Raw genomic sequence first — 24,931 nt, 5'->3', positions numbered from 1 at the left:
CCGACGTCGTCGGGAGGGGCCCTGTTCTGTCACGGAGACGTCATCAACATGTGGCGTGGCCCACCCCTCCGGTATTGTCCCTCCATCGGCCCCGATCGGGGCCGGGCAGCGACGCCGCGGGACGGGCGTTCGCCCCCGGCTCGCGGCCCGGACCGAAGGAGACCCCCATGGAGGAGTCGAACGTCCTGGACGCAGGGACAGTGTGGATGGTGACGAGCGCGGCGATGGTCCTGCTCATGACACCCGGACTGGCCATCTTCTACGGCGGCATGACCCGCGCGAAGTCCTCGCTCAACATGATCATGATGTCCTTCGTCTCGATGGGCCTCGTCGGCGTCGTCTGGGTCCTGTGGGTCCACGGGATGACCGGTGGCGACGGGTGGGCCGGGGTGGTGGGGAACCCGGCCGGTGACCTCGGGCTGACCGGCACGATGGCCGAGGGCGGGCTCGTCGCGGCGGCCTACGGCGCCACCTTTGCGATCATCGCGGTCGCCCTCATCTCCGGCGCGGTGGCCGACCGCTTCAAGTTCGTCACGTGGTGCGTCTTCGTGCCCGTCTGGACCACCGTCGTCTACGCCCCGCTGGCCTACATGGTGTGGGGCGGCGGTCTCCTCTCCGCGGACGGCGCCATCGGCGCCCGCCTGGGGGAGGCCCTCGACTTCGCCGGTGGCCTCGTGGTGCACATCAGCGCCGGCGTGGCCGCCCTCGTGCTCGCGCTGATGCTGGGCAAGCGCCACGGCTTCGGCGTGGACCCCGGCCACCGGCCGCACAACGTCCCGTTCACCATGCTCGGCGCGGCCCTGCTGTGGTTCGGCTGGTTCGGGTTCAACGGGGGCGCGGCGGGCGGTGTCGACGAGCTCGGACTGATCTTGGTGGACACCCTCGCCGCCGGCGCCGCCGGCATGCTCGGCTGGGTGTTCGTGGAGTGGCTGCGCCGCGGCCGGCCGACCTCGATCGGCACCGCGTCCGGGATCGTCTCGGGCCTGGTCGCCATCACGCCCGCGTGCGCCTTCGTGAGCCCCCTGGGGGCCGTGGTGATCGGCCTCGTCTCCGGTGCGGCCAGCGCGCTCGCGGTCAACCTCAAGTACCGCCTCGGCTTCGATGATTCGCTCGACGTCGTCGGCGTGCACCTCACCTCCGGCATCCTGGGCACCGTGCTGATCGGCTTCTTCGCCCTGCCGGACGAGGGCCGGGCGGGCCTGTTCTACGGCGGAGACGCCGGTCTCCTGGTGGCCCAGACGGTGGCCGTGCTCGTCGCCGTGGTCTTCACCGCCGTGGTGACCACGGCCATCGCCCTGGTCCTGCGCGGGACCATGGGCCTGCGGGTGAGCAAGGAGGACGAGGAGCGGGGCGTCGATCTGACCCTGCACGACGAGTCGGCCTACGACGTCGGCTTCGGCGGGGTGCCCGTCCCCGCCGAGGCGCGGTGAGCCGCCGCGGACGGGTGAGGCCGGTCGGTTGCTAGGCTTGGCGGGCGCCGCGGTGGATGCCGCGGCGCCCGCGACCGACCGCGTCCGGCTCAGTCGACCCCGCTTCGAAGGATCACACCCGCCGTGTTCAACTCCCTGTCCGACCGCCTCACAGCCACCTTCCGCAGCCTCAAGGGCAAGGGGCGGCTGAGCGAGGCGGACATCGACGCCACCGCACGCGAGATCCGCCGCGCCCTCCTGGACGCCGATGTCGCCGTGCCCGTGGTTCGCCAGTTCATCGCGCAGATCAAGGAGCGCGCCCTCGGCGCCGAGGTGGCCCAGGCCCTGAACCCGGGCCAGCAGGTCGTGAAGATCGTCAACGAGGAGCTCGTGGGCATCCTCGGCGGCGAGACCCGGCGCATCCAGCACGCCAAGACGGGCACCACCGTCATCATGCTCGTGGGCCTGCAGGGCGCCGGCAAGACGACCCTCGCCGGCAAGCTCGCCCACCTGCTCAAGTCCCAGGGCCACACCCCGCTGCTCGTGGCCTGCGACCTCCAGCGCCCGAACGCCGTGAAGCAGCTGCAGGTCGGCGGCGAGCGCGCCGGCGTCCCGGTCTACGCGCCGCACCCCGGCGTCTCCTCCGAGTTCGAGGCCGCCACCGGCGACCCGGTGCAGGTGGCCCGCGACGGCGTCGCCGAGGCCAACACGAAGTACCACGACGTGGTCATCATCGACACCGCCGGCCGCCTCGGCGTGGACGCCGAGCTCATGCAGCAGGCCGCGGACATCCGCGCCGCCGTGGACCCGGACGAGGTGCTCTTCGTCATCGACGCGATGATCGGCCAGGACGCCGTGGCCACGGCCCAGGCGTTCAACGAGGGCGTCGGCTTCACCGGCGTCGTGCTCACCAAGCTCGACGGCGACGCGCGCGGCGGCGCCGCGCTGTCCGTCCGCCACGTGACCGGCAAGCCGATCATGTTCGCCTCCACGGGCGAGGGCCTGAAGGACTTCGAGGTCTTCCACCCGGACCGCATGGCCTCGCGCATCCTCGACATGGGCGACGTGCTCTCCCTGATCGAGCAGGCCGAGCAGAACTGGGACCGCACCGAGGCCGAGAAGATGGCCCGCAAGTTCGCGGACCAGGAGGACTTCACCCTCGACGACTTCCTCGCCCAGATGCAGCAGCTCAAGAAGATGGGCTCGCTGAAGAAGATGCTCATGATGATGCCGGGCGCCCAGGGCATGCGGCAGCAGCTCGAGCAGTTCGACGAGTCGTCGATCGGCCGCGTCGAGGCGATCATCCACTCGATGACCCCGCACGAGCGCGTGGCCCCCAAGATCATCAACGGCTCGCGCCGTGCCCGCATCGCCCGCGGCTCGGGTGTGAGCGTGTCCGAGGTCAACGGCCTGCTCGAGCGCTTCGCCGAGGCGCAGAAGATGATGAAGCGCATGGCCGCCGGCGGTGGCATCCCCGGCATGCCCGGCATGCCGGGCGGCGCCTCCCGCAAGGCGAAGGGCAAGGGCAAGAACGCCAAGCGCGATCGCGTGAAGTCCGGCAACCCCGCCAAGGCCGCGGCCGAGCGCAAGGCGATCGAGGAGCGGCGCGCCCGCGCCGCCCAGGCACAGGCCGGGGCCGTGTTCGGCCGCGACGGTGCGGGGATGGACGGCTTCGACCCGTCCACCCTCAACCTGCCGGCGGGCTTCGAGAAGTACCTCAAGGACCGCTGAGCCGCCCGCTGCCCGGTCGCGGCGCGCCGGGTGTGCACCGGCCCGCCCGATCTGGCAGAATGGCACGGTACTGAGCGTGAGCCCGGACGACCCTCTATCCTCCGCTGCGCTCCGTTCCGTGTGCTAGGTCGTCGACGCCCGCTGCCCCCACGCGGCGTCGTGCCCCGGCCCCCCAGATCCACTGAAGGAGAACCACACTCGTGGCTGTCAAGATTCGTCTGAAGCGGTTCGGCAAGATCCGCGCCCCGTTCTACCGCGTCGTCGTCATGGACTCGCGCACCCGCCGCGATGGCCGTGCCATCGAGGAGATCGGCAAGTACCACCCCACCGAGGAGCCCTCGTTCATCGAGATCGACTCGGAGCGCGCCCAGTACTGGCTCTCCGTCGGCGCCCAGCCGACCGAGCAGGTCGCCGCGCTGCTGAAGGTCACCGGTGACTGGCAGAAGTTCAAGGGCGAGTCGGGCGCCGAGGGCACCCTGAAGTCCAAGTCCGAGAAGGAGGCCTTCGTGGCCCCCGAGAAGGGCTCGGTCATCCTGCCGGAGGAGCCGAAGCAGGAGGAGGCCCCGGCCGAGTCCGAGCAGGCCGCCGAGGCTCCGGCCGAGGAGGCCGCTGAGGCTCCGGCCGAGGAGGCCGCTGAGGCTCCGGCCGAGGACGCCGAGAAGTCCGAGTGACCATGCTGACCGAGGCCCTCGAGCACCTGGTGCGCGGCATCGTGGACACGCCCGAGGCGGTCCGCGTGGACGCCCGCTCCCAGCGGCGCGGCGACATGCTGGAGGTCCGCGTGGCCCCCGAGGACCTGGGTCGCGTGATCGGCCGCCAGGGTCGCACCGCCACCGCGCTGCGCACCGTGCTGGACGGCCTGGCCGACCACCCCGTCCGCGTGGACGTGGTGGAGACCGACCGCCGCTCCTGACGGCCCGTGACGCACGGCCCGCCCGCCCCTCACCGGGCCGGCGGGCCGTCGTCGTCTGCGGTCCCGCCCCCTCCCGCCACCGACCGTCCCACCCAGGAGAGCCCATGAGTCCCGCAGCCCAGGACGACCTCGTCCGCGTCGCCCGCATCGGCAAGCCGCACGGCATCCGCGGCGAGGTGACCGTGCAGGTCTTCACCGACGACCCGGACGCCCGCTTCGCCCCCGGCGAGCGCCTCGTGGTGCGCGACGGCGCCCCGGGCCTGCCGGCGGAGCTCACCGTCACCCGCGCCCGGTGGAACAAGCAGATCCTCGTGGTCGGCTTCGCCGAGTCGCCGGACCGCAACGTCGCCGAGACCCTGCGCGGCGCCCAGCTGTTCGCCGTTCCCGCCGCGCCCGAGGAGTCCGACGAGTGGTACGAGGAGGACCTCGTGGACCTCGAGGTGCGGGTCGAGGGCGAGCGCGTCGGCGTCGTCACGGCCCTGACCACCGGGGCGGTCCAGGATCTGCTGCACGTCGCGTTGGACGGCGTCGAGGAGGAGGCCCTGGTGCCCTTCGTCGAGGAGATCGTCCCGGAGATCGACTCCGAGGCCGGCGTGCTCGTGCTGACCCCGCCGCCGGGGCTGCTCGAGCTCGCCACCGGCGAGGACGAGGACGCCGCAGACGGGCCCGCCGATGCGGATGCGGAGGACTGAGCGGTGCGCTTCGACGTCGTCACGATCTTCCCCGAGTACCTCGCGGTGCTCGACGTCTCGCTGCTGGGCCGTGCCCGCCGCGAGGGCCTCGTGGACGTGCACGTCCACGACCTGCGCGACTTCACCTTCGACCGGCACCGCACCGTGGACGACACGCCCTACGGCGGCGGCGCCGGCATGGTGATGAAACCGGAGCCGTGGGCGCTCGCGCTCGAGCACGTGGCGGCCGAGGGGCCCGTGTCACCGGCCCCCGCCGAGTCGTCGTCGGCGGAGCCGGGGGACCGCCCCGTGCTGCTCGTGCCGACGCCCTCGGGGGAGCGCTTCACCCAGCGGTTCGCCCGGGAACTGGCGGGCCGGGAGCACGTGGCGATCGCGTGCGGCCGCTACGAGGGGATCGACGAGCGCGTCTTCGGCTGGGCCGAGGAGCTCTTCGAGGTGCGGCTGGTCTCGCTGGGCGACTACGTGCTCAACGGCGGCGAGGTCGCGGCGCTGGCGATGATCGAGGCCGTCGGCCGCCTCGTGCCGGGCGTCGTGGGCAACCCGGCCTCGCTCGTCGAGGAGTCCCACGAGGACGGCCTGCTGGAGTACCCGGTCTACACCAAGCCCGCGGACTGGCGGGGCCGTGCGGTGCCGCCCGTGCTGCTCTCGGGCGACCACGGCAAGGTCGCGGCCTGGCGTCGGGCCCAGCAGGAGGAGCGCACGCGCGAGCGGCGACCGGACCTGTGGGCGGCGTACGACTCCGAGGACTGACCCGCCGCGCCCGACGGGCCGGAGGGGCGTCGCGGCGTCATCGGCTGTGGCATAATGGATCCTCGTGTCCGCCGGACGCCCGACCTGCCACAGGGGGCGCGCGTCAACGGATCGGACCCCGGGACCGCACCCCACGTGCGGAGCCCGGCCCTCGGCTCGGGACCCGGCCCCCTCGTCATGCGGACGTGGACGGACCGTGCGCCCGCATACCACGCGGTTGACCTGTGGCATCCGCCAGGAGAGACGACATGCACATTCTCGACTCGTTCGACAAGAAGACGCTGCGCGACGACATCCCGGAGTTCGCCCCCGGCGACACCGTCAAGGTGCACGTGAACATCATCGAGGGCAAGACCGCCCGTGTCCAGGTGTTCCAGGGCTACGTCATGGGCCGTCAGGGCTACGGCGTGCGCGAGACCTTCCGCGTCCGCAAGGTGTCCTTCGGCATCGGCGTGGAGCGCGTGTTCCCGGTGCACTCCCCGGTCATCGACAAGATCGAGGTCGTCACCAAGGGCGACGTGCGCCGCGCGAAGCTGTACTATATGCGCGACCGCCACGGCAAGGCCGCCCGCATCCGCGAGAAGCGCGCCGACGCCAAGTGATCATCCCGGTCGGCCCCGCCGACCGGTGATCGACCCATGCGCACCTCGGAGCCCCGTGACCCCCGCCGGTCACGGGGCTCCGTCGCGTCCGGGGCCGGCTCCTCCTCGAGCACGACGGCGGCCCCCGCCTCCGGCGCGAGCCGCTGGTGGGCGAGGCTCGGCCTGACCGTGGTGGCCGCCGTCGTGGTGGCCGCGGTGCTGCGGGCCCTCACCGGCCCCGTCTACCTCATCCCCTCCGGGTCGATGGAGCCGGCCCTGCAGCCCGGCGACCGCGTGCGGGTGGACGCCGCCGCGGCCGGCGGGCAGGGCCTGCACCACGGCGACGTGGTGGTGTTCGACGGCGCCGGCAGCCTGGCGCCGTACCGTTCGGCCGGATCGCTCGAGCGCGGCCTCGAGGACGTCGCCCGGTGGTGGGGCGTCGGCGCGGCCGAGGACGTGTTCGTCAAACGCGTGCTGGCCCTGCCGGGGGACCGCCTCGAGTGCTGTGCCCCGGACGGCCGGCTGCTGCGCAACGGTGAGCCGCTGGACGAGCCCTATCTCGGCAGGCCCGTGACCGCAGACGAGCCGGCCGCGGCGGGGACCTGGTCCTTCGAGGTGCCCGACGGGCGCATGGTCGTCCTGGGCGACCACCGCGCCGCCTCCCGGGACTCCCGCGCACTGCTGGGCGCCCCCGGCGGCGGGCTGATCCCGCTCGAGCGGGTCGAGGGCCGGGCCGCGGAGATCGTGTGGCCCCTGTCCCGCCGCGGGACCGTGGACGCCCCCTCCGGGGACACGCCGTGACGGGGCGCCGCACCGCGCTGATCGCGGCCGCCGTGACCGTACTCGCCTGCGTGCTGGCGTGGGCCTTCCTGGCGCGCATGTACGCCATCCCGTCCTCGTCCATGGAGCCCGGGCTGCGGGCCGGCGACCGCGTGGTCGCCACGCTGCTCACCCCGGATCCGTTCCCGGTGCGCCGCGGTGACGTGGTGGTGTTCGAGGACACGAAGGGCTGGCTGCCCGGGGGCGGCCACGTGATCAAGCGGGCCGTCGGGCTGCCGGGGGACATCGTCTCCTGGACACCCGGCGAGGAGACGCTGCGCGTGAACGGGGTGCCCGTGGAGGAGCCGTACCTCGCGCCGGGGGAGACGCCCGCGCAGGAGGCGTTCGAGGTGACCGTCCCCGCGGGGCGGCTGTGGGTGCTCGGCGACCATCGCTCGGCGTCGGCGGACTCCCGCGCGCACCGCGCCGGGCCCGGGGGCGGGTTCGTGGCCCTCGACGACGTGGTGGGCCGCGCCCGGTTCGTGGTCTGGCCGCTGGACCGGATCGGTGGCGCCGGCGCCGACCCCGACGCGTTCGCCGCCGTGCCGGACGCGCCCGCGCCGGAGGCCCGCACGTGACCGCCCGCCGGGGCGGTGGCCGGCCGACGGTGCGCGCCGGCCTGGACGTTGAGGCGGGGCTGGCCGCGCCGGTCCTCGCCGCGCGGGGAGTGGACCGGGTGCTCGTGGCGGGCATGGACGAGGTGGGCCGGGGCGCACTGGCCGGGCCTGTCGTCGTCGGGGTATGCGCCGTCTGGCTGCCCGCCGCGGGGCAGATCCCTCCGGTGCGCGACTCGAAGGCGCTCACGGACCGACGCCGGCGCGTCCTGATCCCGCAGATCGAGGACTGGGCGGCCGGGGTGGCGCTGGGCGAGGCCAGCCCCGCGGAGATCGACGCGCTCGGGATCTCGGCGGCCCTCGGCCTCGCCGGGCGACGGGCGTGGGCGGCGCTGTGCGCCGCGGTGGGGCAGGAGCCGGTCGCCCTCGTGCTCGACGGCCGGGACGACTGGCTGAGCCGCTCCGATCCCGACGCCGGCCCCGCGCCCGCGCCGCGTCCGCTGCCGCCCGTGCCCACGATGCTGGTGCGGGCCGAGGATCGGTGCGCGACGGTGGCGGCCGCGTCGATCGCCGCGAAGGTGGCCCGCGACGACGTCATGATCGCCCTCGACACGGAGCACCCCGGGTACGGGTGGGCCGGGAACAAGGGGTACGGCTCGGCCGCGCACCGGGCCGCCCTGGCCGAGCGCGGGGCGAGCGAGCAGCACCGGCGCAGCTGGAACCTCGGGCTGCCGGGCGCGCCCGCGGAGGGGCCGCCCACCCTGTTCGACTGAGTCCCTGGGGCTGGGCGTGGCTGCCCGTTCGACGTGCGACCCCCGGACGGGGGAGGATGGAGGCCGTGCGTGCCCGGACTGTCGCGGGTGCGCGGCGAACACTGAGGAGGCATGTCATGAGCGCAGACGACGTCGAGGACTTCGAGGCCGAGGCCGAGCTGCTGCTCTACCGCGAGTACCGGGACGTGGTGGGCCTGTTCCGCTACGTCGTGGAGACCGAGCGGCGCTTCTACCTCGCCAACGACGTGCGGCTGACGCCCCGCCAGGCGGACGGGGACGTGTTCTTCGAGATCCTGCTCGAGGACGCCTGGGTGTGGGACGTGTACCGCACGCAGCGGTTCATCAAGCGCGTGAAGGTGCTGACCTTCAAGGACGTGAACATCGAGGAGCTTCCCACCGAGGACCTGACGGTCCCGCCGGACGGCCAGCTGCCGAGCTGACCCACCCCTGATCGGCCCCGAGGGCGGGACGCCGACGTCCACTCCTGCACAGGCGTCCGGCCCCGCACAATCCCCGCCGCCACCCACCCGGCGACCCTGCTCGGGACCACCCTGGTGCCCAGGAGGTGGTCGGGATGACGGGGACCGCGGAACGGATCGGGGCGCAGCCGCCCGGAGACAGGCGCGCCAGCCGCGCGCACACGGCATTGGGCCGGTTCGGCGAGGACGCCGCCGCGCGCTGGCTCGCCGAGCGCGGCTACGTGATCGCCGACCGCAACTGGCGGGGCGAGGCCGGAGAGCTGGACATCGTGGCCCACCACGCCGGCTGGTGGGTGGGCGTCGAGGTGAAGACCCGCTCGGGCCTGGCCTTCGGCGACCCGTTCGAGTCGATCGACCGGCGCAAGCTCACCCGGCTGCACCGCCTCACCGCGGCGTGGGTGCGGGCCCACGCCGCGGACCGCCGGGGGACGCCCTGGCGCGTCGACGCCGTCGCCGTGCTGGTGCCGCGCACGGGAGGGATCCGCTTCGACCTGCTGCAGGACGTGCGGCCGTGAGCGGCATCGGACGCACCCGCTCCATCACGCTGGCGGGTCTGCGCGGGGAGGTCGTGCACGTCGAGGCGGACATCGCCCAGTCCCTGCCCGGGTTCACCCTCCTCGGCCTGCCGGACCAGGCGCTGCAGGAGAGCCGGGACCGCATCCGCTCCGCCGCGCGCAACGCCGGACTGCCCCTGACCCGGCGGCACCTGACCGTGAACCTGCTGCCGGCGGGGGTGCACAAGCGAGGCGCCTGCCACGACCTGGCGATCGTCCTGGCGGCCTACGCCGCGGACGGGCGGGTGCGGAACGTCGAGGGGCCCGTGTTCCTGGCCGAGCTCGGCCTCGACGGCGCCCTGCACCGCTCGCCGGAGACCGTGGCCATGGTGATGGCCGCCGTCGACGCGGGGTGCTCCGAGGTGGTCGTCGCCGAGGATGCGGAGGCCGAGGCCCGACTGGTCCCCGGCGCCGAGGTCCGCGGCTTCGCCCATCTGCACGACGTCATCCGCGCCTTCGGCGGGGAACCGGACGGAGAGGTGCCCCGCCGCCCGGCCCGACGGCAGGTGACAGCCCCGGAACCGGAGCCGGCCCGTGCGGTGCCCGACCTCGCCGAGGTCGCCGGGCAGGCCGAGGCCCGGTTCGCGCTCGAGGTCGCCGCCGCCGGCGCCCACCACCTGCTGCTCATGGGCGCCCCGGGGGCGGGCAAGACCATGCTCGCCGAGCGCCTGCCCGGAATCCTGCCGCCCCTGGACCGGCGCACCGCGCTCGAGTGCGCCGCCCTGCGCTCCCTCCGCGGCGGCGACGCGCATGTCCGGCGCAGGGGCGGGACGTCCGAGGGGTTCGACGGCGACATCGACAGGACCCCGCCGTTCGAGGCGCCCCACCACTCGGCGTCCCGCTCGGCCCTCGTGGGCGGCGGCAGCGGCCTCGCCCGGCCGGGAGCGGCCTCCCTCGCCCACGGCGGCGTGCTGTTCCTGGACGAGGCCCCCGAGTTCGAACGACGCACCCTCGAGGCGCTGCGCCAGCCCCTCGAGTCCGGGGAGGTGCTGCTGCACCGGGCCCTCGGCGCCGTCGTCTACCCGGCCCGGTTCCAGCTCGTGCTGGCCGCCAACCCCTGCCCGTGCGGCAAGGGCGGCGGCACGGGCGTCGAGTGCCGGTGCAGCGTGCCCGAACGCCGCCGCTACGCCCAGCGGCTCTCCGGGCCGCTGCTGGACCGCGTCGACCTGCAGGTCACCGTGCGGCCCGTCGAAGCGCGGCAGCTCACGGGGGCGCCCGCCTCCGAGACCACGTCGCAGGTGGCCGCCCGGGTCGCCGCGGCCGCCGACCGCCAGGCCCGGCGCTGGGCCGCCGCCGCCGAGCGCGGGCTCGTCCCGTCCGGGCTGCGCCGCAACGCGCACGTCCCCGCCGGGGTGCTGCGGCACGGCCCGTACGCCGTGCCCCGGGCGGCCCGCCGGCCCGCGGACGACGCCGTCGACCAGGGCCTGCTGAGCGCGCGCGGCCACGCCCGCGTCCTGCGCCTCGCCTGGACCCTGGCAGACCTGCGTGGCGCCGAACGGCCCGCACCCGAGGACACCGACGTGGCACTCACGCTGCGCCACCAGAACGAGGAGGACGCATGACCACCCACGTCACCCCGGCGGCAGACCACGTCCCCGTCGCCGGGCCGCGCCGGCCGGACGCCGCCCGGCTCGCCCGCGCCGCCCTGACCCGGCTGGTCGAGCCCGGGGACGCGCTCGCGGTGCAGACCGTCACGGCGCTGGGGCCGGAGCGGGCGCTCGCCCTGCTCACGGGCCGGGAGACGATCCAGCCCGCCGAACGCGATCTGCTCGCCGATCTCGCCGGCACGCCCGACACGCTGCCCCGGCGCTGGGCCGCGGGGTTGGCCCGCTGGGCGCCCCGGGCCGCCCGGCTGGAGCCGGAGCGCGACCTCGTGACTCTGCACCGGCTCGGGGGAGGCCTGCTGATCCCCGAGGACGACGCCTGGCCCGCCGCCCTGGCGGACCTGGGCGAGGAGGCACCCCTGGGTCTGTGGTTCCGCGGCGCCGGAACGCTGCCTCCCGCGGGCCGGACGCTCGCCGTCGTCGGCAGCCGGGAGGCGACCGCGTACGGGCGGACCGTGACGGCCCGCTGTGCCGCCCACGCCGTCCAGCAGGGCGCGTGCGTGATCTCCGGTGGCGCCTACGGCATCGACGGCGCCGCCCACCGGGCCGCTCTGCAGGCGCCCGCCGCACCGGAAGACGCGGCGGATCGTGGCGGCGTCCCGCCCACGGTGGCGGTGCTGGCCGGCGGCCTCGACCGGTTCTACCCGGCCGGCCACGAGGACCTGCTCCGCGAGGTGATGGCCGCCGGGCTGCTCGTGTCCGAGATGCCGCCCGGTGCGAGCCCCACGCGCTACCGGTTCCTGCAGCGCAACCGGGTCATCGCCGCGCTCGCGGGGGCCGTGCTGGTGGTCGAGGCGCGCTGGCGTTCGGGAGCGCAGAACACGGCGGGCCACGCGTTCGGCCTCGGCCGCGAGGTGGGCGTGGTCCCCGGCCCCGTGACCTCGCCCAGCTCGGCCGGCTGCCACCGTCTGCTGCAGGAGAGCCCCGCCCGTCTCGTGACCACCGAGCAGGAGGCCCTCGCGCTGCTCGGTCAGGGGCCCGCCCGGAGCGGCGGCACGGGCGGGAGGACCTCCGCCCGGGAGGCTCCCGAGTCCGCCGTGCGGCCCACGGACGGGCTCACGATGGAGGAGGCCCTCGTCCACGAGGCGCTGCCCCTGCGCCAGGCAGTGCCCGTCGACCGGATCACCGTCAGCGCCGGGCTCGCGCTGCCCACCGTCCTGGCCTGCCTGTCCCGGCTGCAGCGGGCGGGTCTGGCCGAGCGGGTCGAGGACCGGTGGCGGCGGGGATGACCTCCGGCCCCGTGCTCTCGGACCGCGCGCCGCGATGTCCGTGGGCGCGGATGGCAGAGTGGGGGGATGGCCCCGTCGTCCTCCGCCCGTCCCGCCCCGGCCCCCCGCGCCCCCTCGCCCCGGGACACGGCCTGGCTCGAGGCGTTCGAGGAGCACCTGCGTCACGAGCGGAACCGCAGCCCCCAGACCGCGCGCGCGTACCTCGCCGATCTGCGCGCCCTCATCGACCACGTCGCCGGCACAGCGGGCACCTCGGGGTCGCCCGCCGCGGACGACGACGCCCCTGTCCGCCGCACGCCCAGCGCACCGGACGTCCTGGCCGAGCTGGACATCGAGGACCTGCGCGGCTGGCTGGCGGCCATGAGCGGGGCCGGCCTCGCCCGCGCGACCCTGGCCCGCCGCGTGGCCGCCGTCCGCACCTTCACGGCCTGGCTGCGCCGGGAGGGCCTGCGCGCGGACGACCCCGCCCTGCGGCTGCGCTCGCCCCGACCCGAGGGGACGCTGCCCCACGTGCTCCAGGAGCAGCAGGCGAGGCGGCTCCTCGCGGCCGCCCAGGAGCATGTGGACGCCGCCGCCGCGGGCGACGATCCCGCCGCCCACGCCCTGGCCCTGCGGGACGCCGCCCTGCTCGAGCTGCTCTACGCCACCGGCGCCCGGGTGGCCGAACTCTCCGCCCTGGACGTGGATGACCTCGAGGCCGGCCGCGGCGTCGTCCGACTGACCGGCAAGGGCGACCGGCAGCGCACCGTCCCCTACGGCGCACCCGCGGGCCGCGCCCTCCAGGTGTGGCAGCGGCTCGGTCGCCCCCGCCTGGCCCGGCCGGACTCCGGCCCCGCCCTCTTCCTCGGCGCGCGCGGTGGCCGGCTGGGGGTGCGCCAGGCGCGCACCGTCGTCGACCGGGCGCTCGAGGGCCTGGGGGACACCGCGGCCCGCGGGCCGCACGCACTGCGCCACACGGCCGCGACCCACCTCCTCGACGGCGGCGCCGACCTGCGCAGCGTGCAGGAACTGCTGGGACATGCGTCCCTGCGCACCACACAGGTCTACACGCACGTCTCGATCGATCGCCTCCGCGAGGGCTATCGGCAGGCCCACCCTCGCGCCTGACGCCGCCCAGCCCCTCCACGGCCCCGCCGCGACACGCAGGGCGCCGCACCGCCCCGTTGCCGGCCCAGCGTCCCTGGTGCACAATGGCCCCAGGATCCACCGGAGCCGCGACGTGGTCGTAGGGGAAGACGCACCGCATCGCACCCTCGGAGGCATCCATGACCAGCACCCAGACCCGCGGCGTGGTCCACATCCTCTCCGCCCCCACCGCCCTCTGCCCCCACGTGGAGTGGGCGCTGAGCTCCGTGCTCGGCCCCGCGACCTCGGTGGAGTGGGAGGGTCAGTCGGTCGCGCCCGGCCAGCACCGCGCCGAGGTGCGCTGGACGGCGCCCGCCGGCACCGGTGCGCGCCTGGCCTCGGCCCTGCGCGGCTGGCCGCACCTGCGCTTCGAGATCACCGAGGAGCCGTCCGCCGGTGTCGACGGCTCGCGCTGGTCCCACACCCCGGACCTCGGCATCTTCCACGCCACCACGGACGTCTCCGGCAACATCATGGTCTCCGAGGACCGCATCCGGTACGCCTATGAGGCCGGCGCGGGCGACCCCAGCGTGCTGATGCACGAACTCTCCCTCGCGCTCGGCGAGGCCTGGGACGATGAGCTCGAGCCGTTCCGGCTGGCCGCCGCCCACGCCAACGTGCGCTGGCTGCACCGCGCCGTCTGACCCCTCGCCCGGCCGGCGACGCTCCGGCTCAGACGCTGCGGAACACGGCCACCGCGTTGTGGCCGCCGAAGCCGAACGAGTTCTTCACGGCCACCCGCGGCCCCTCGGGCAGGCGGGCGGGGGAGCCGGTGACCACGTTCAGCGGGATCTCCGGGTCCTGGTGGTCCAGGTTGATGGTCACGGGCGCCTGGCCGTGGTGGACGGCGAGCACGGACAGGATCGACTCGATCGCACCCGAGGCGCCCAGCAGGTGGCCGGTCTGGGACTTCGTGGCCGAGACCTGCACCTGGTCCAGGTGGTCGCCGAACACGGCCCGCATGGCCAGGTACTCCGGGGCGTCGCCCTTCGGTGTGGACGTCGCGTGGGCGTTCACGTGGCACACGTCCTCGGGGGTGATGTCGGCCGACCTCAGTGCGGCGCGCATCGCACGGGTCGCGCCCAGGCCCTCGGGCTCGGGCGCGGTGATGTGGTGGGAGTCGGAGCTGACGCCCGCGCCGGCCAGCTCGGCGTACACGCGGGCGCCGCGAGCCTTCGCGTGCTCCTCCGACTCGATCACCATGACGCCGGCGCCCTCGCCGAGGACGAAGCCGTCGCGGTCCACGTCGTAGGGGCGGGACGCGGCCTGCGGGTCGTCGTTGCGCTTGGACAGCGCCTGCATCGCGGCGAACGCGGCCATCGGCAGCGGGTGCACGGCGGCCTCGGCGGCGCCGCAGATCACGACGTCGGCCTGGCCGGAGCGGATGAGCAGCAGCGCGGTCTCGAGCGCCTCGGTGCCGGCGGCGCACGCGGACACCACGGTGCGGGCGCCGGCGCGGGCGCCGAACTCGAGGGAGAGCGCCCCGGCGGCGCCGTTGGGCATGAGCATCGGGACGGTCATGGGCAGCACGCGGCGCGGGCCGCGCTCGCGCAGGGTGTCCCAGCCGTCCAGGAGGGTCCACACGCCGCCGATGCCGGTGCCGAAGGCCACGGCGAGCCGGTCGCCGTCGACCTCCGCGCCCTCGAGGCCGGCGTCCTTCCAGGCCTCGCGCGCGGCGACGGTCGCCATCTGGGTGGCCGGGTCCTGGCGCTTCTGCTCCACCTTGGAGAGGACCTCGGAGGTGGGCACGGCCAGCTCGGCCGCGAAGGTGACGGGCAGCTCGTACTTCTCCACCCAGTCGTGCTCCATGGTGCGCGCACCGGAGACGCCCTGCAGGGCGTGGGACCAGAAGGTGGGCACGTCGCCGCCGATGGGCGTGGTGGCGCCGAGGCCGGTGATCACTGCGGTGCGGGTCATGGGTCTGCTGCCTCTGGGTCTCGAGTGGGGATCGGGCGGAGGGGTGTCGTCGGCACGACGCGCGGCGCTCGCCGGGGTGCCGGAAGTCGGGGGTGTCGGGGGCCGGGGGCGCTCACGCGCCCCCGGCGCTCACCGAGGGGACGGGACGGGCCGGGCCCGCCGCCGTCGTGGGCCGATCAGGCCTGGGCGCCGTCGATGAAGTCGACGGCGTCCTGGACGGTCTTGAGGTTCTTGACCTCCTCGTCCGGGATCTTCACGCCGAACTTGTCCTCGGCGTTGACCACGATGGTCATCATCGAGATCGAGTCGATGTCCAGATCGTCCGTGAAGGACTTCTCCGGCTGCACCTCGGCGGCGTCGAGGCCGGTCTCCTCGTTCACGATCTCGGCGAGGCCGGCGAGGATCTCTTCCTTGGAAGCCATGGGGCGTCTCCTTCGGTAGGGGTGTGGGGTGTACGTGGACAGTGAATCAGACGGCGCCGCCTCAGGGGAGGCGGACCACCTGGGCGCCGTAGACCAGCCCGGCGCCGAAGCCGATCTGCAGGGCCAGGCCGCCGGAGAGCTCGGGGTTCTCCTCCAGCAGCCGGTGCATGGCCAGCGGGATGGACGCGGCCGACGTGTTGCCGGCGTCCGCGATGTCCCGGGCCACGACGACGGACTCCGACAGCTTCAGCTGCTTGGCGAACTCGTCGATGATCCGCATGTTGGCCTGGTGCGGGATGAACGCGGCGAGGTCCTCGGGCTCCACGCCCGCGGCGTCGAGGGCCTCGCGGGCCACCTTCGCCATCGACCACACGGCCCAGCGGAAGACGGAGGGCCCGTCCTGGCGCAGCGTGGGCCAGAGCATCCCCTCCGCGCCGGTGATCGCCGAGGCGTCGCCCGTGGTGCGGGCGTGCTCCACGGCATCGCGCAGCTCCAGCTGCGAGTGCGTCATGGAGATCGTGGACCAGCGCTCCCCGTCCGAGCCCCACACCGAGGGGGAGATGCCCGGCTCGTCCGAGGCCGAGACGATCACGGCGCCCGCGCCGTCGCCCAGCAGGAAGGAGATGGAGCGGTCCGTGGGATCCACGACGTCGGAGAGGCGCTCGACGCCGACCACGAGCACGTGCCGCGCGGTGCCGGAGCGCACGAGGGCGTCGGCCTGGGCCACGCCGTAGCAGTAGCCGGCGCACGCGGCGGAGACGTCGTAGGCGGGCGCCGGGGTGGCGCCGATCTCGTGCGCCACGAGGGCCGCGGCCGAGGGGGTGGCGTGCGGGAAGGTGACGGTCGAGACGATCACGGCGTCCAGGTCCGAGGCCTGCAGGCCGGCCCGCTCGAGGGCCTCCCGGGCGGCGCCCACGGCCATGACGGGCACGGTCTCCTCCGCTGTGGCGCGCTGGCGGGTGACGATGCCGGTGCGCTGGCGGATCCACTCGTCCGACGAGTCGATGGGGCCGATGAGGTCCTCGTTCGGGACCAGGTTCGCCGGGCGGTAGGCGCCCACGGCCACGATGCGGCTGGCCGCGGGGCGCTCGTGCTGCTTCAGGGTGACGGTCATGGTGCCTCTCTCTGCCGGGCGGTGCGCGGGGTTCAGGCCGAGTGCTCGGCCAGGAACGCCCGCGCGGCGTCCAGGTCCTCGGGGGTCTTCAGGGCGAGCTGCGCTGTGCCCTTGAGGCCGCGCTTGGCCAGTCCGGTCAGTGTGCCACCGGGCAGCAGCTCCAGGACCCCCGTGACCTGCCGCGCGGCCATGGTCGCCATGCACAGGTCCCAGCGGACCGGTCGGGTGACCTGGTCCACGATCCGGGCGAGCACGTCCGTGCCGGACTCGACGGCCTCGCCGTCCCGGTTGGACAGCAGGGGCAGGCGCGGGTCCGAGGGGGAGAGGTCCGCGACGTGGGCCGCGAGGTCGTCCACGGCGGGGCGCATGTGCTCCGTGTGGAACGCACCGGCCACCTTGAGCGGGATCACGCGGGTGCGGGCGGGGGCGGACTCGGCGAGCGCGCCGAGGGCCTCCGCGGTGCCGGCGGCGACGATCTGGCCGGCGCCGTTGACATTGGCCGGCGTCAGGCCCGCCGCCTCGATGGCCGCGAGGACCTCGTCCTGGTCCCCGCCCACGACGGCGGCCATGCCCGTGGGCGTGGCCGCGGCGGCCCGGGCCATGCCGGTGGCGCGCACGCGCACCAGGGAGAGGGCCTCGGCGGGGGACAGCACGCCGGTGACGGCGGCCGCGGTGATCTCGCCCACGGAGTGGCCGGCCACGACGGTCGACTCCGGTGCGGCGGCGTCCGCCTCGAGGGCCGCGGCGGCCACCAGGCCGGCCGCCACGATCAGCGGCTGGGCGACGGCGGTGTCCTTGATGGTCTCCTCGTCCGACTCGGTGCCGTGGCGGATCAGGTCCACGCCCGCGGCGTCGGAGAGGGATGCGAGCAGGTCGCGGGTCCCGTCCAGCTCGAGCCAGGGGGCGAGGAAGCCGGGCGTCTGGGACCCCTGACCGGGGCACACGATGGCAAGCATTCCTCCATCGTGTCAGGATCGGCCGCCATCCCGGGCAGATCGCGCCACGAAGCACGGCGAGTCGGTTTGGAGGGTTTCTACAAGGGGGGGGGGTGTGCCGAGTCGGCTCAGTCCGACCCGGCCCCGTTCGTCGGCCGCGCCCCCGCGAGCCGGCCCAGGGTGATCGCGGTCTGCAGGACGTACGCGTCGCGGGGGACCAGCGGGTCCCAGCCGGTCACCTCGGCCACCCGCTTGAGGCGGTACCGCACGGTGTTCGCGTGGACGAACAGCTCGCGGGCCGTGCCCTCGAGCGAGTGGCCCAGCGCACCGTACGCGTCCACGGTCTCCAGCAGGGAGGTGCCGGCGTCGGCCAGGGGTGTGAACACCCCGTCCACGAGGGCCTCCCGGGCCGTGGGGTCGCCCAGCAGCGCCCGCTCGGGCAGCAGGTCCTCCGCCGGGGTGGGCCGGCTCGCCCGGGGGTGGGCGGCCGCCGCGCTGAGCCCGGCCAGGGTGTGCCGGGCCGAGACGTGCGCCGAGACCAGCGAGTCCACGACGGGTCCCACGATCACCGGTCCCGGCGCGAACCAGGGCGCGAGCGCCTCGCCCACCGCCCGCGCGTCCCGCACCGAGCCGACCACGAGGACGAGCCGTTCGGACTGCACGCCCACGAGCAGGTCACAGTCGAGCCTCGCCGCGGCCCGCCGCAGGTCCGGGATGAACGCGGGCTTGTCCTGCCCCGGGGCGAGACCGGCCATGACCATCACGTCGTGGTCCCCACGCCAGCCCAGCGCCGTGGCCCGATGCCGGATCTCGTCCGGGTCCTGCCCGCGCAGCACCGCGTCCAGCAGGACCGACTCGAGCCGCGAGTCCATCGCACCGCGCATCTCCGCGGCCCGGGCGTAGACGTCCGCGAGTGCGAACGCGACCTCGCGCGAGTAGTGGAGGATGTGCTCCCGGACGGGCGCCTGGTCGCGCTCGGCCAGCAGCTCCGGCACCCGCGTCTCGACGACGTCCACCATCGTCCGGATGAGCTGGAGGGCCCGCTGCAGCGAGATCGCCCGGGTGAGATCGGTGGGCGCGGGCCCGAAGACGTCCTGCAGGACGTGGCCTGTGGAGGTGGGCCGCTCGAACCACGAGAGGAAGCCCTGCAGGGCGCGTTGGGCCACGAGCCCGAGGGCGCTGCGCTCGTCCGGGGTGAGTCGGCGGTACCAGGGCAGGGTGGCGTCCAGCCGCTGCAGCACCGCCGTGTTCAGTGCCCCCAGGTGGCTCCTGAGGCGGGCCAGCCCGTCGGTGCTCACGGGGCGTGGGGCGGCGGGGCGGGGCTCGGGCATGCGCTCCATCCTAGGCGCGTGTTGTGGGGTTCCTACAGCGACGACGCCGGCCGCCCGCCTCCGTGGCGGAGGCGGGCGGCCGGCGTCGGGACGGGAGGGCGTCAGCCTCCCCGCGGCGTACGGGTCAGGCGTCGCCGCCCGCGCTGCCGGTGGTGCCGGCGTTGACGTCGTCCAGGCGGTACTTCTCGTGCGCCTTCGCGGCCGTGCCCCGCTCGACCTCGCCCTCCTCCTCGAGGAGCTGCAGCGCGCGGACCACCATCGAGTGGGTGTCGATGAGGAAGTACCGACGGGCGGCGGCGCGGGTGTCCGCGAAGCCGAACTCGTCGGCGCCGAGCGCCGAGAAGCGGTTCGGCACGAACGGGCGGATCTGGTTCGTCCACGAGGTGGAGTAGTCCGAGGTGGCCACGATCGGGCCCTCGGCCCCCTGCAGCGCCTGCGTCACGTAGGGCACGCGCGGGGTGGCGGACGGGTCCTTCAGGGCGTCCTTCTCCGCCGCGACGGCGTCGCGGTACAGCTCGTTGTAGGAGGTCACCGACCACACGGAGGCGTTCACGCCCCACTCCTCGGAGAGGATCCGCTGGGCGTCGAGCGCCCACGGCACGGAGACGCCGGAGCCCAGGAGCTGGACCTTCGGGCCGTCGCCCTGGCCCTCGGAGAGGCGGTAGATGCCCTTGAGCAGGCCCTCCACGTCGAGGCCCTCGGGCTCCTCGATGTGGGTGATCGGCTCGTTGTACACCGTGAGGTAGTAGATGACGTTGCGGACGTCGTCCCCGCGGTCGTGGTCGCCGTACATGTCCTCCAGGCCCTGGCGCACGATGTGGGCGATCTCGTACGAGTACGCCGGGTCGTAGTGCTTCACGGCCGGGTTCGTGGACGCCAGGACGGGGGAGTGACCGTCCATGTGCTGGGTGCCCTCGCCGGCGAGGGTGGTGCGCCCGGCGGTGGCACCGATCATGAAGCCGCGCGCGAGCTGGTCGCCTGCGGCCCAGATGTTGTCCGCGGTCCGCTGGAAGCCGAACATCGAGTAGAAGATGTAAACCGGGATCATCGGCTCGCCATGCGTGGAGTACGACGTGCCAATTGCGTTGAACGCCGCGGTGGCGCCGTCCTCGTTGATGCCGACGTGGTAGATCTTCCCCTGCGGGGACTCCTTGTAGGACAGGAACAGGTCCCGGTCCACGGACAGGTAGTTCTGGCCCTTGGGGTTGTAGATCTTCGCGGTCGGGAAGAACGAGTCCATGCCGAAGGTGCGGGCCTCGTCCGGGATGATCGGCACGAAGCGCGGTCCCATGTTCTTGTCCCGCATCAGGTCCTTGAGCAGGCGCACGAACGCCATGGTCGTGGCGGCCTGCTGCTTGCCCGATCCCTTGCGTGCCTGCTTGTACGCGGACTCCGGGGGCAGCGGGATCGCGTGGTACTCGCTGCGCCGCTCCGGCACGAAGCCGCCCAGCTCCTTGCGCCGCTCCATCATGTACGTGATCTCCGGTGCGTCGGCACCCGGGTGGTAGTACGGGATGTTGTACGGGTCCTTCTCGATCTGCTCGTCCGAGATCGGGATGCGGTGGCGGTCCCGGAACACCTTGAGGTCGTCCACCGTCAGCTTCTTCATCTGGTGGGTGGCGTTGCGGCCCTCGAAGGACTTGCCCAGGCCGTAGCCCTTGATGGTGTGGGCCAGGATCACGGTGGGCTGGCCCTTGTGCTCCATGGCGGCCTTGTAGGCGGCGTAGACCTTCTTGTAGTCGTGGCCGCCGCGCTTGAGGCCCCAGATCTCGTCGTCGGTCATGTCCGCCACCATCTCCTTGGTGACGGAGGACCGGCCGAAGAAGTGGTCGCGCACGAAGCCGCCGGACTCGGCCTTGTAGGTCTGGTAGTCGCCGTCGAGCGTCTCGTTCATGATGCGCACGAGCTCGCCCTCGTCGTCGACCTCGAGCAGCGGATCCCACTCGCGGCCCCACAGGACCTTGATGACGTTCCAGCCGGCGCCCCGGAAGTAGGACTCCAGCTCCTGGACGATCTTGCCGTTGCCGCGCACCGGCCCGTCGAGACGCTGCAGGTTGCAGTTGATGACGAAGGTGAGGTTGTCGAGCTTGTCGTTGGCCGCGACGTGCAGCTGACCGCGCGACTCGGGCTCGTCCATCTCGCCGTCGCCGAGGAAGGCCCACACGTGCTGGTCGGAGGTGTCCTTGATGCCGTTGTTGTGCAGGTACCGGTTGGTCTGCGCCTGGAAGATGGCGTTCATCGGCCCCAGGCCCATGGACACGGTGGGGTACTGCCAGAAGTGCGGCATCATCCGCGGGTGCGGGTAGGAGGGCAGGGCGTGGCCCTGGCGGGACTTCTCCTGGCGGAAGCCGTCGAGGTCCTGCTCGGTCAGGCGGCCCTCGAGGAAGGCTCGGGCGTAGTTGCCCGGCGAGGAGTGGCCCTGGAAGAAGATGTGGTCGCCGCCGCCCGGGTGGTCCTGGCCGCGGAAGAAGTGGTTCAGGCCCACCTCGTAGAGGGTCGCCTGGCCCGCGTAGGAGGAGATGTGGCCGCCGACGCCGACAGCGTCACGCTGGGCGCGCTGCACGAGGGCCATGGCGTTCCACCGCAGGTAGTTGCGGTAGCGGCGCTCGAGCTCCTCGTCACCCGGGTACTCCGGCTCCTGGTCCGCCGGGATCGTGTTCACGTAGTCCGTGGTGGTCACGTAGGGCAGGGCGACGGACTGGGCGCTCGCGCGCTGCATGAGGGAGCGCATGATGTACTGCGCCCGCTCCGTGCCGCGCTCCTCGATGAGTCCGTCGAGGGACTCGATCCACTCCGACGTCTCCTGCGGATCCTTGTCCGGGAGCTGGTCGGTCAGACCGCTGCGGATCTGCGAGCTCTCTTCGGCTGCGCTCACGGTGCCTCCTGGTTCTCGTGCGGAGGGGTGCTCCGCGGTGGGCTGCGGGCAGACGATCCGGTCCGGGCCCGCGACGCCGAGCCGGGCGCGTCGCCCGGAGAGTGCGTCTGTTCCTCCCCAGAGTAGACCGGAGCCGCCGCGTCCGCCCGGCCGGAGGCCCCGGAACGGCGGCGTCCACGGCGTATGGTGGTCATCATCACCCGCTCGACGGCGCGGGCCGCAGTGCCCGCCACCATCAAGGAGGACCGGACACTATGCAGGCTGGGTCGACGCCGACCTCGACGGACAGCGCCCTGCTGGCGGAGCTCGCCCTCTCGAGGGGCGACCTGGTGCAGGAGTGGGGGTACGACGACGACGTCGACTTCACCTTCCGTGACGCGCTCGAGGACGCGCTCGGCGAGGAGCTGCTGACCGAGGACGATCAGGAGCCGGTGGACGCGGTCCTCTTCTGGTGGCGCGCGGACGACGGCGACGTCACCGATCTCGCGGACGCCCTCGTGGACGCCCAGCGGTCCCTCGATGCCGGCCCCGTCTGGATCATGACCCCCCGCACGGGTCGCGCCGGCCACGTCAGCCCGGCGGACGTCGCCGAGGCCGCCTCCACCGCGGGCCTGCACGCCACCACCGGGGCCGGCGCCTCCGAGGACTGGGCCGCTCAGAAGCTCGTCCAGAAGCGCGGTGGCTGAGCCCCCGTCCGGCGGGACGCGGGGCGCCGACGTCGTCCCCGCGCTGCGCGACGACCACGGCCAGAGGTGGCCGTGGCCGCCGACGCGCGGGCCCGAGGACGCCGCCGCGCCGCGGGGCACGTGGCTCGTCTTCCTGCCCGGGGCGTTCACGCCGGTGTGCACGGACGAGCTCGCCTGGATCGGGGCGCTCGCCGAGGACGTGGCGGTCGACGAGGTGACTGTCCGCGTGGTCTCCTGTGACGCCGCCCCCGTGCTGCGCCGCGTCCGCGAGGAGCTGGCGCTGCCGGAGCCGCTCACCCTGCTCTCCGATTTCTGGCCCCACGGCGCGGCCTGCCGTGCCCTCGACGTCTTCGATGCGGAGACCGGGCGGCCCCGCCGCGTCTCCGTGCTGCTCGACGCGGACGGGGTCGAGGCCGCACGCGTGGTCGCCGCCCCGGGTCGGGCACGCGCCCGGGGCGAGCACGAGGCGGCGACGCGCGACCTGCTCGCTCACCGGTAGCCTGGACGGACACCGGCACCTGTAGCTCAGTTGGTCAGAGCATCTCGTTTACACCGAGAGGGTCGGGGGTTCGAGTCCCTCCGGGTGCACCGATCGTGGGGCCATGACATGGCGTGACGCCCTGACCTGTCATGTCGCCGGCCCGCCGAGCGCGTGTGAGACCATGCTCACCATCATGAGCTCCTCGCCAGAGTCCTCGCGCGTCCCCGTTCCGCCCTCGCGGTGGGCCGAGGTGCGCTCCGGCGTCGCCGTGACGCTGGGCGCCGGCCTCGGCCTGTTCCCGCTGGGGATGGCCTTCGGGATGCTCGTGGTCCAGGCCGGGCTGCCCGCGTGGGTCGCACCCCTGTTCTCCGTGGTCGTGTTCGCCGGGTCCGTCGAGCTGCTGCTCGTCTCGCTGGTGGTGGCGGGCACGCCGCTGCTCACGATCGCCGTGACGGTGTTCCTGGTGAACTTCCGCCACGTGTTCTATGCGTTCAGCTTCCCGCTGCGCGTGGTCCGGGGGCGCCTCGCGCGAATCTATTCGATGGGTGCCCTGATCGACGAGGCCTACGCCATCGCCGCGGCCCAGCCCCGCGGCTGGACCGGCCCCCGACTGGTGGCGATGCAGGTCGCGCTGCAGGCGTACTGGGTGCTCGGGGGCCTCGCCGGGGTGGCCGTGGCCTGGCTGCTGCCCGGGCCGGTGGAGGGCCTGGAGTTCGCGCTGGTCGCCCTCTTCATCGTGCTCGCCATGGACGCCGCCCGCACACGCGCCCAGCTGCCCCTCGTGCTGGCGGCCGCGGTCGCCGTCGGGGTGGCCCTGCTGGTGGCACCGGCACAGGTGCTCGTCGTCGCCTTCGCCCTCTACGCCGCGGTGCTGATCGCGTTCCACGTGCTCGCCGCGCGCGGAACCGCCCTGCCGCTGCCCGAGCCCATGCCCGTCACCGGACCGGTGCCCGTCGTCGCCGTGGCGGGGGAGCGGGCCGTCACGGATGCCGCGCCCGACGCCGAGGAGGACCCCCGATGACCGGCGCCGCGTACCTGGTGGCCGTGGCCGTCGTCGCGGGCCTCGTGGCCTTCTGCCTGCGCGCGTTGCCGTTCGCCCTGCTGCAGCCGCTGCGGGAATCCGTGCTCGCGGCGCGGCTGGCGGTGTGGATGCCCGCTGGCGTGCTGACCATCCTGGCCCTGGTGATGCTGCTCGACGCCGCGGCGTTGGCCCCCGGAGAGCCCGTGGACGGGACGCGGGTGGCCCACGCGCTGATCGCGGCGGCGGTGACCGTCGTCGTGCATCTGCTGGCCGGGCGGCGGACCCTGGTCTCGATCGCCGCCGGCACGCTGGCGTACGTGCTGTTGGTCAACCTGGCCTGACCGGCGGCGGGGCGGGTTCGCCCAGGCGTTCGGCCCACGCGCGGGTCGCCGCGGCGAGGCGCCGGCCGTAGGCGGTGACCCCGTCGGCCAGCGTCCCGGCGTTGTAGAGCGTCCCCGCCCGGGCGATCCCCTCCGCGGAGAGGTCGCCGCCCAGGTGCCCGCGCAGGACCTCCAATCCGAAGACCAGGTTGTCCTCCGGCTCCCACAGGCGGAGGCCGCGCTCCGCCGCCTGCGCGAAGTACGGCGGCCACGTGATCTGCGCGGGCCCCACGCCGTTGGACTTCTCACCCTGCGCCACCCGGGCCACGAGCTCCTCGTAGCGCTCCCGGGTCACGGGGATGTCCGTCCCGCGCGGGGCGCTGTGCACACCGCCGGCGTCGTGGCCGAAGACGTTCCGGCCACCGGACTCGAGCTCGGCCAGGGCCGCCGCCACCGCGAGGGGAACGTCCGCTCGGCGTGCGGCGGCCACGATCGCCGCGGCGTGGTCGAGGTGTCGGCCGAGCGTCGCCGTCGGGTCGGACGGGCGGTCGCGGGCGGAGCGGCGGGTGAGGAGGTCGCGGAGCAGGCCCATCGGCCCACCCTCCCGCATCCCGGG

Annotated in this window: 27 protein-coding genes and 1 tRNA gene; 21 read left to right on the top strand and 7 right to left on the bottom strand. The window is 74.2% G+C overall.

From position 1 onward, the window contains the following. Positions 1-167: 167 nt before the first annotated feature. From AC0VX4_RS06560 to AC0VX4_RS06485, 16 genes are all read left to right on the top strand, one after another. The gene (locus tag AC0VX4_RS06560) at positions 168-1,430 is read left to right on the top strand and encodes an ammonium transporter (RefSeq protein WP_475464139.1); all 1,263 of its coding nucleotides are present in this window, start codon (positions 168-170) and stop codon (positions 1,428-1,430) included. Between the two features lie 123 nt (positions 1,431-1,553). Then, a complete protein-coding gene (ffh, locus tag AC0VX4_RS06555; protein ID WP_036381237.1) occupies positions 1,554-3,140 on the top strand; it encodes a signal recognition particle protein in 1,587 nt (528 codons plus the stop codon). A 200-nt stretch (positions 3,141-3,340) separates the two neighbouring features. Beyond that, positions 3,341-3,811 (top strand): 30S ribosomal protein S16, encoded by a 471-nt coding sequence (gene rpsP / locus AC0VX4_RS06550; protein WP_144824304.1) that lies wholly within the window; start codon positions 3,341-3,343, stop codon positions 3,809-3,811. A gap of 2 nt (positions 3,812-3,813) precedes the next feature. Continuing rightward, on the top strand, positions 3,814-4,053 hold the full coding sequence (locus tag AC0VX4_RS06545; RefSeq protein ID WP_144824352.1) for an RNA-binding protein: 240 nt from the start codon (positions 3,814-3,816) through the stop codon (positions 4,051-4,053). A 104-nt stretch (positions 4,054-4,157) separates the two neighbouring features. Continuing rightward, positions 4,158-4,745: a ribosome maturation factor RimM gene (gene rimM, locus AC0VX4_RS06540; protein ID WP_144824305.1), complete on the top strand. Its 588-nt coding sequence runs from the start codon at positions 4,158-4,160 to the stop codon at positions 4,743-4,745. A 3-nt stretch (positions 4,746-4,748) separates the two neighbouring features. Continuing rightward, positions 4,749-5,495: a tRNA (guanosine(37)-N1)-methyltransferase TrmD gene (trmD, locus tag AC0VX4_RS06535; protein ID WP_144824306.1), complete on the top strand. Its 747-nt coding sequence runs from the start codon at positions 4,749-4,751 to the stop codon at positions 5,493-5,495. Positions 5,496-5,743: 248 nt separating this feature from the next. Continuing rightward, on the top strand, positions 5,744-6,097 hold the full coding sequence (gene rplS / locus AC0VX4_RS06530) for a 50S ribosomal protein L19 (protein ID WP_002853821.1): 354 nt from the start codon (positions 5,744-5,746) through the stop codon (positions 6,095-6,097). A gap of 36 nt (positions 6,098-6,133) precedes the next feature. Next, positions 6,134-6,877, top strand: coding sequence for a signal peptidase I (lepB, locus tag AC0VX4_RS06525; RefSeq protein ID WP_144824307.1), 744 nt, complete (start codon positions 6,134-6,136; stop codon positions 6,875-6,877). Further along, the gene (gene lepB, locus AC0VX4_RS06520; protein WP_036381251.1) at positions 6,874-7,473 is read left to right on the top strand and encodes a signal peptidase I; all 600 of its coding nucleotides are present in this window, start codon (positions 6,874-6,876) and stop codon (positions 7,471-7,473) included. Before lepB (AC0VX4_RS06525) ends, lepB (AC0VX4_RS06520) begins: the two co-directional genes overlap by 4 nt. Beyond that, entirely contained in the window at positions 7,470-8,222 is a 753-nt protein-coding gene (locus AC0VX4_RS06515) for a ribonuclease HII (protein WP_222959155.1), read from the top strand. Before lepB (AC0VX4_RS06520) ends, AC0VX4_RS06515 begins: the two co-directional genes overlap by 4 nt. 116 nt (positions 8,223-8,338) lie before the next feature. Further along, positions 8,339-8,662: a DUF2469 domain-containing protein gene (locus AC0VX4_RS06510; protein ID WP_002853817.1), complete on the top strand. Its 324-nt coding sequence runs from the start codon at positions 8,339-8,341 to the stop codon at positions 8,660-8,662. 134 nt (positions 8,663-8,796) lie between these two features. Then, a complete protein-coding gene (locus tag AC0VX4_RS06505) occupies positions 8,797-9,216 on the top strand; it encodes a YraN family protein (protein ID WP_002853815.1) in 420 nt (139 codons plus the stop codon). Then, complete coding sequence (locus AC0VX4_RS06500) at positions 9,213-10,817, top strand: YifB family Mg chelatase-like AAA ATPase (RefSeq protein ID WP_145031827.1); 1,605 nt, start codon at positions 9,213-9,215, stop codon at positions 10,815-10,817. Before AC0VX4_RS06505 ends, AC0VX4_RS06500 begins: the two co-directional genes overlap by 4 nt. Continuing rightward, positions 10,814-12,088 carry a DNA-processing protein DprA gene (locus AC0VX4_RS06495; RefSeq protein WP_145031824.1) on the top strand — a complete coding sequence of 425 codons (1,275 nt, stop codon included), beginning with the start codon at positions 10,814-10,816 and terminating at the stop codon, positions 12,086-12,088. The genes AC0VX4_RS06500 and AC0VX4_RS06495 overlap by 4 nt, the downstream gene beginning before the upstream one ends. 66 nt (positions 12,089-12,154) lie before the next feature. Continuing rightward, complete coding sequence (locus tag AC0VX4_RS06490) at positions 12,155-13,195, top strand: tyrosine recombinase XerC (protein WP_145031822.1); 1,041 nt, start codon at positions 12,155-12,157, stop codon at positions 13,193-13,195. A gap of 158 nt (positions 13,196-13,353) precedes the next feature. Then, positions 13,354-13,857 carry a DUF3145 domain-containing protein gene (locus AC0VX4_RS06485; protein WP_145031819.1) on the top strand — a complete coding sequence of 168 codons (504 nt, stop codon included), beginning with the start codon at positions 13,354-13,356 and terminating at the stop codon, positions 13,855-13,857. 28 nt (positions 13,858-13,885) lie between these two features. Here the strand turns inward: AC0VX4_RS06485 and fabF are convergent, their stop codons facing one another. The 6 genes from fabF to aceE all read right to left on the bottom strand — a co-directional run bounded on the left by fabF (position 13,886) and on the right by aceE (position 21,807). Continuing rightward, positions 13,886-15,130 (bottom strand): beta-ketoacyl-ACP synthase II, encoded by a 1,245-nt coding sequence (gene fabF / locus AC0VX4_RS06480; RefSeq protein WP_036340148.1) that lies wholly within the window; start codon positions 15,128-15,130, stop codon positions 13,886-13,888. Between the two features lie 176 nt (positions 15,131-15,306). Continuing rightward, positions 15,307-15,552 (bottom strand): acyl carrier protein, encoded by a 246-nt coding sequence (locus tag AC0VX4_RS06475; RefSeq protein ID WP_002858017.1) that lies wholly within the window; start codon positions 15,550-15,552, stop codon positions 15,307-15,309. A gap of 61 nt (positions 15,553-15,613) precedes the next feature. After that, positions 15,614-16,666: a beta-ketoacyl-ACP synthase III gene (locus AC0VX4_RS06470; protein ID WP_145031816.1), complete on the bottom strand. Its 1,053-nt coding sequence runs from the start codon at positions 16,664-16,666 to the stop codon at positions 15,614-15,616. A gap of 32 nt (positions 16,667-16,698) precedes the next feature. Continuing rightward, entirely contained in the window at positions 16,699-17,622 is a 924-nt protein-coding gene (locus AC0VX4_RS06465; RefSeq protein WP_145031813.1) for an ACP S-malonyltransferase, read from the bottom strand. A gap of 107 nt (positions 17,623-17,729) precedes the next feature. After that, on the bottom strand, positions 17,730-18,932 hold the full coding sequence (locus AC0VX4_RS06460; RefSeq protein ID WP_145031810.1) for a PucR family transcriptional regulator: 1,203 nt from the start codon (positions 18,930-18,932) through the stop codon (positions 17,730-17,732). Positions 18,933-19,056: 124 nt separating this feature from the next. Next, the gene (gene aceE, locus AC0VX4_RS06455) at positions 19,057-21,807 is read right to left on the bottom strand and encodes a pyruvate dehydrogenase (acetyl-transferring), homodimeric type (RefSeq protein WP_475464138.1); all 2,751 of its coding nucleotides are present in this window, start codon (positions 21,805-21,807) and stop codon (positions 19,057-19,059) included. A 254-nt stretch (positions 21,808-22,061) separates the two neighbouring features. On the opposite strand from aceE, the gene AC0VX4_RS06450 reads away from it, so the two are divergent. From AC0VX4_RS06450 to AC0VX4_RS06430, 5 genes are all read left to right on the top strand, one after another. After that, on the top strand, positions 22,062-22,493 hold the full coding sequence (locus tag AC0VX4_RS06450) for a DUF3052 domain-containing protein (protein ID WP_409480652.1): 432 nt from the start codon (positions 22,062-22,064) through the stop codon (positions 22,491-22,493). After that, the gene (locus AC0VX4_RS06445) at positions 22,486-22,992 is read left to right on the top strand and encodes a redoxin domain-containing protein (RefSeq protein WP_475464137.1); all 507 of its coding nucleotides are present in this window, start codon (positions 22,486-22,488) and stop codon (positions 22,990-22,992) included. Before AC0VX4_RS06450 ends, AC0VX4_RS06445 begins: the two co-directional genes overlap by 8 nt. 15 nt (positions 22,993-23,007) lie before the next feature. After that, a tRNA-Val gene (locus AC0VX4_RS06440) sits at positions 23,008-23,081 on the top strand. An 86-nt stretch (positions 23,082-23,167) separates the two neighbouring features. Next, a complete protein-coding gene (locus AC0VX4_RS06435; RefSeq protein WP_232502359.1) occupies positions 23,168-23,995 on the top strand; it encodes an AzlC family ABC transporter permease in 828 nt (275 codons plus the stop codon). Next, positions 23,992-24,336 carry an AzlD domain-containing protein gene (locus tag AC0VX4_RS06430; RefSeq protein ID WP_475464136.1) on the top strand — a complete coding sequence of 115 codons (345 nt, stop codon included), beginning with the start codon at positions 23,992-23,994 and terminating at the stop codon, positions 24,334-24,336. The genes AC0VX4_RS06435 and AC0VX4_RS06430 overlap by 4 nt, the downstream gene beginning before the upstream one ends. On the opposite strand, the gene AC0VX4_RS06425 is transcribed toward AC0VX4_RS06430, so the two are convergent. Then, positions 24,323-24,907, bottom strand: coding sequence for a hypothetical protein (locus AC0VX4_RS06425; RefSeq protein WP_475464135.1), 585 nt, complete (start codon positions 24,905-24,907; stop codon positions 24,323-24,325). The genes AC0VX4_RS06430 and AC0VX4_RS06425 overlap by 14 nt on opposite strands. Positions 24,908-24,931 lie beyond the last annotated feature (24 nt).

Source organism: Micrococcus sp. 63XJN7_8_ISO-PGPR-S23-253, assembly GCF_056173425.1.
Note: the sequence above shows the minus strand (reverse complement) of the source record. Positions and strands in the feature narration are given on the sequence as shown.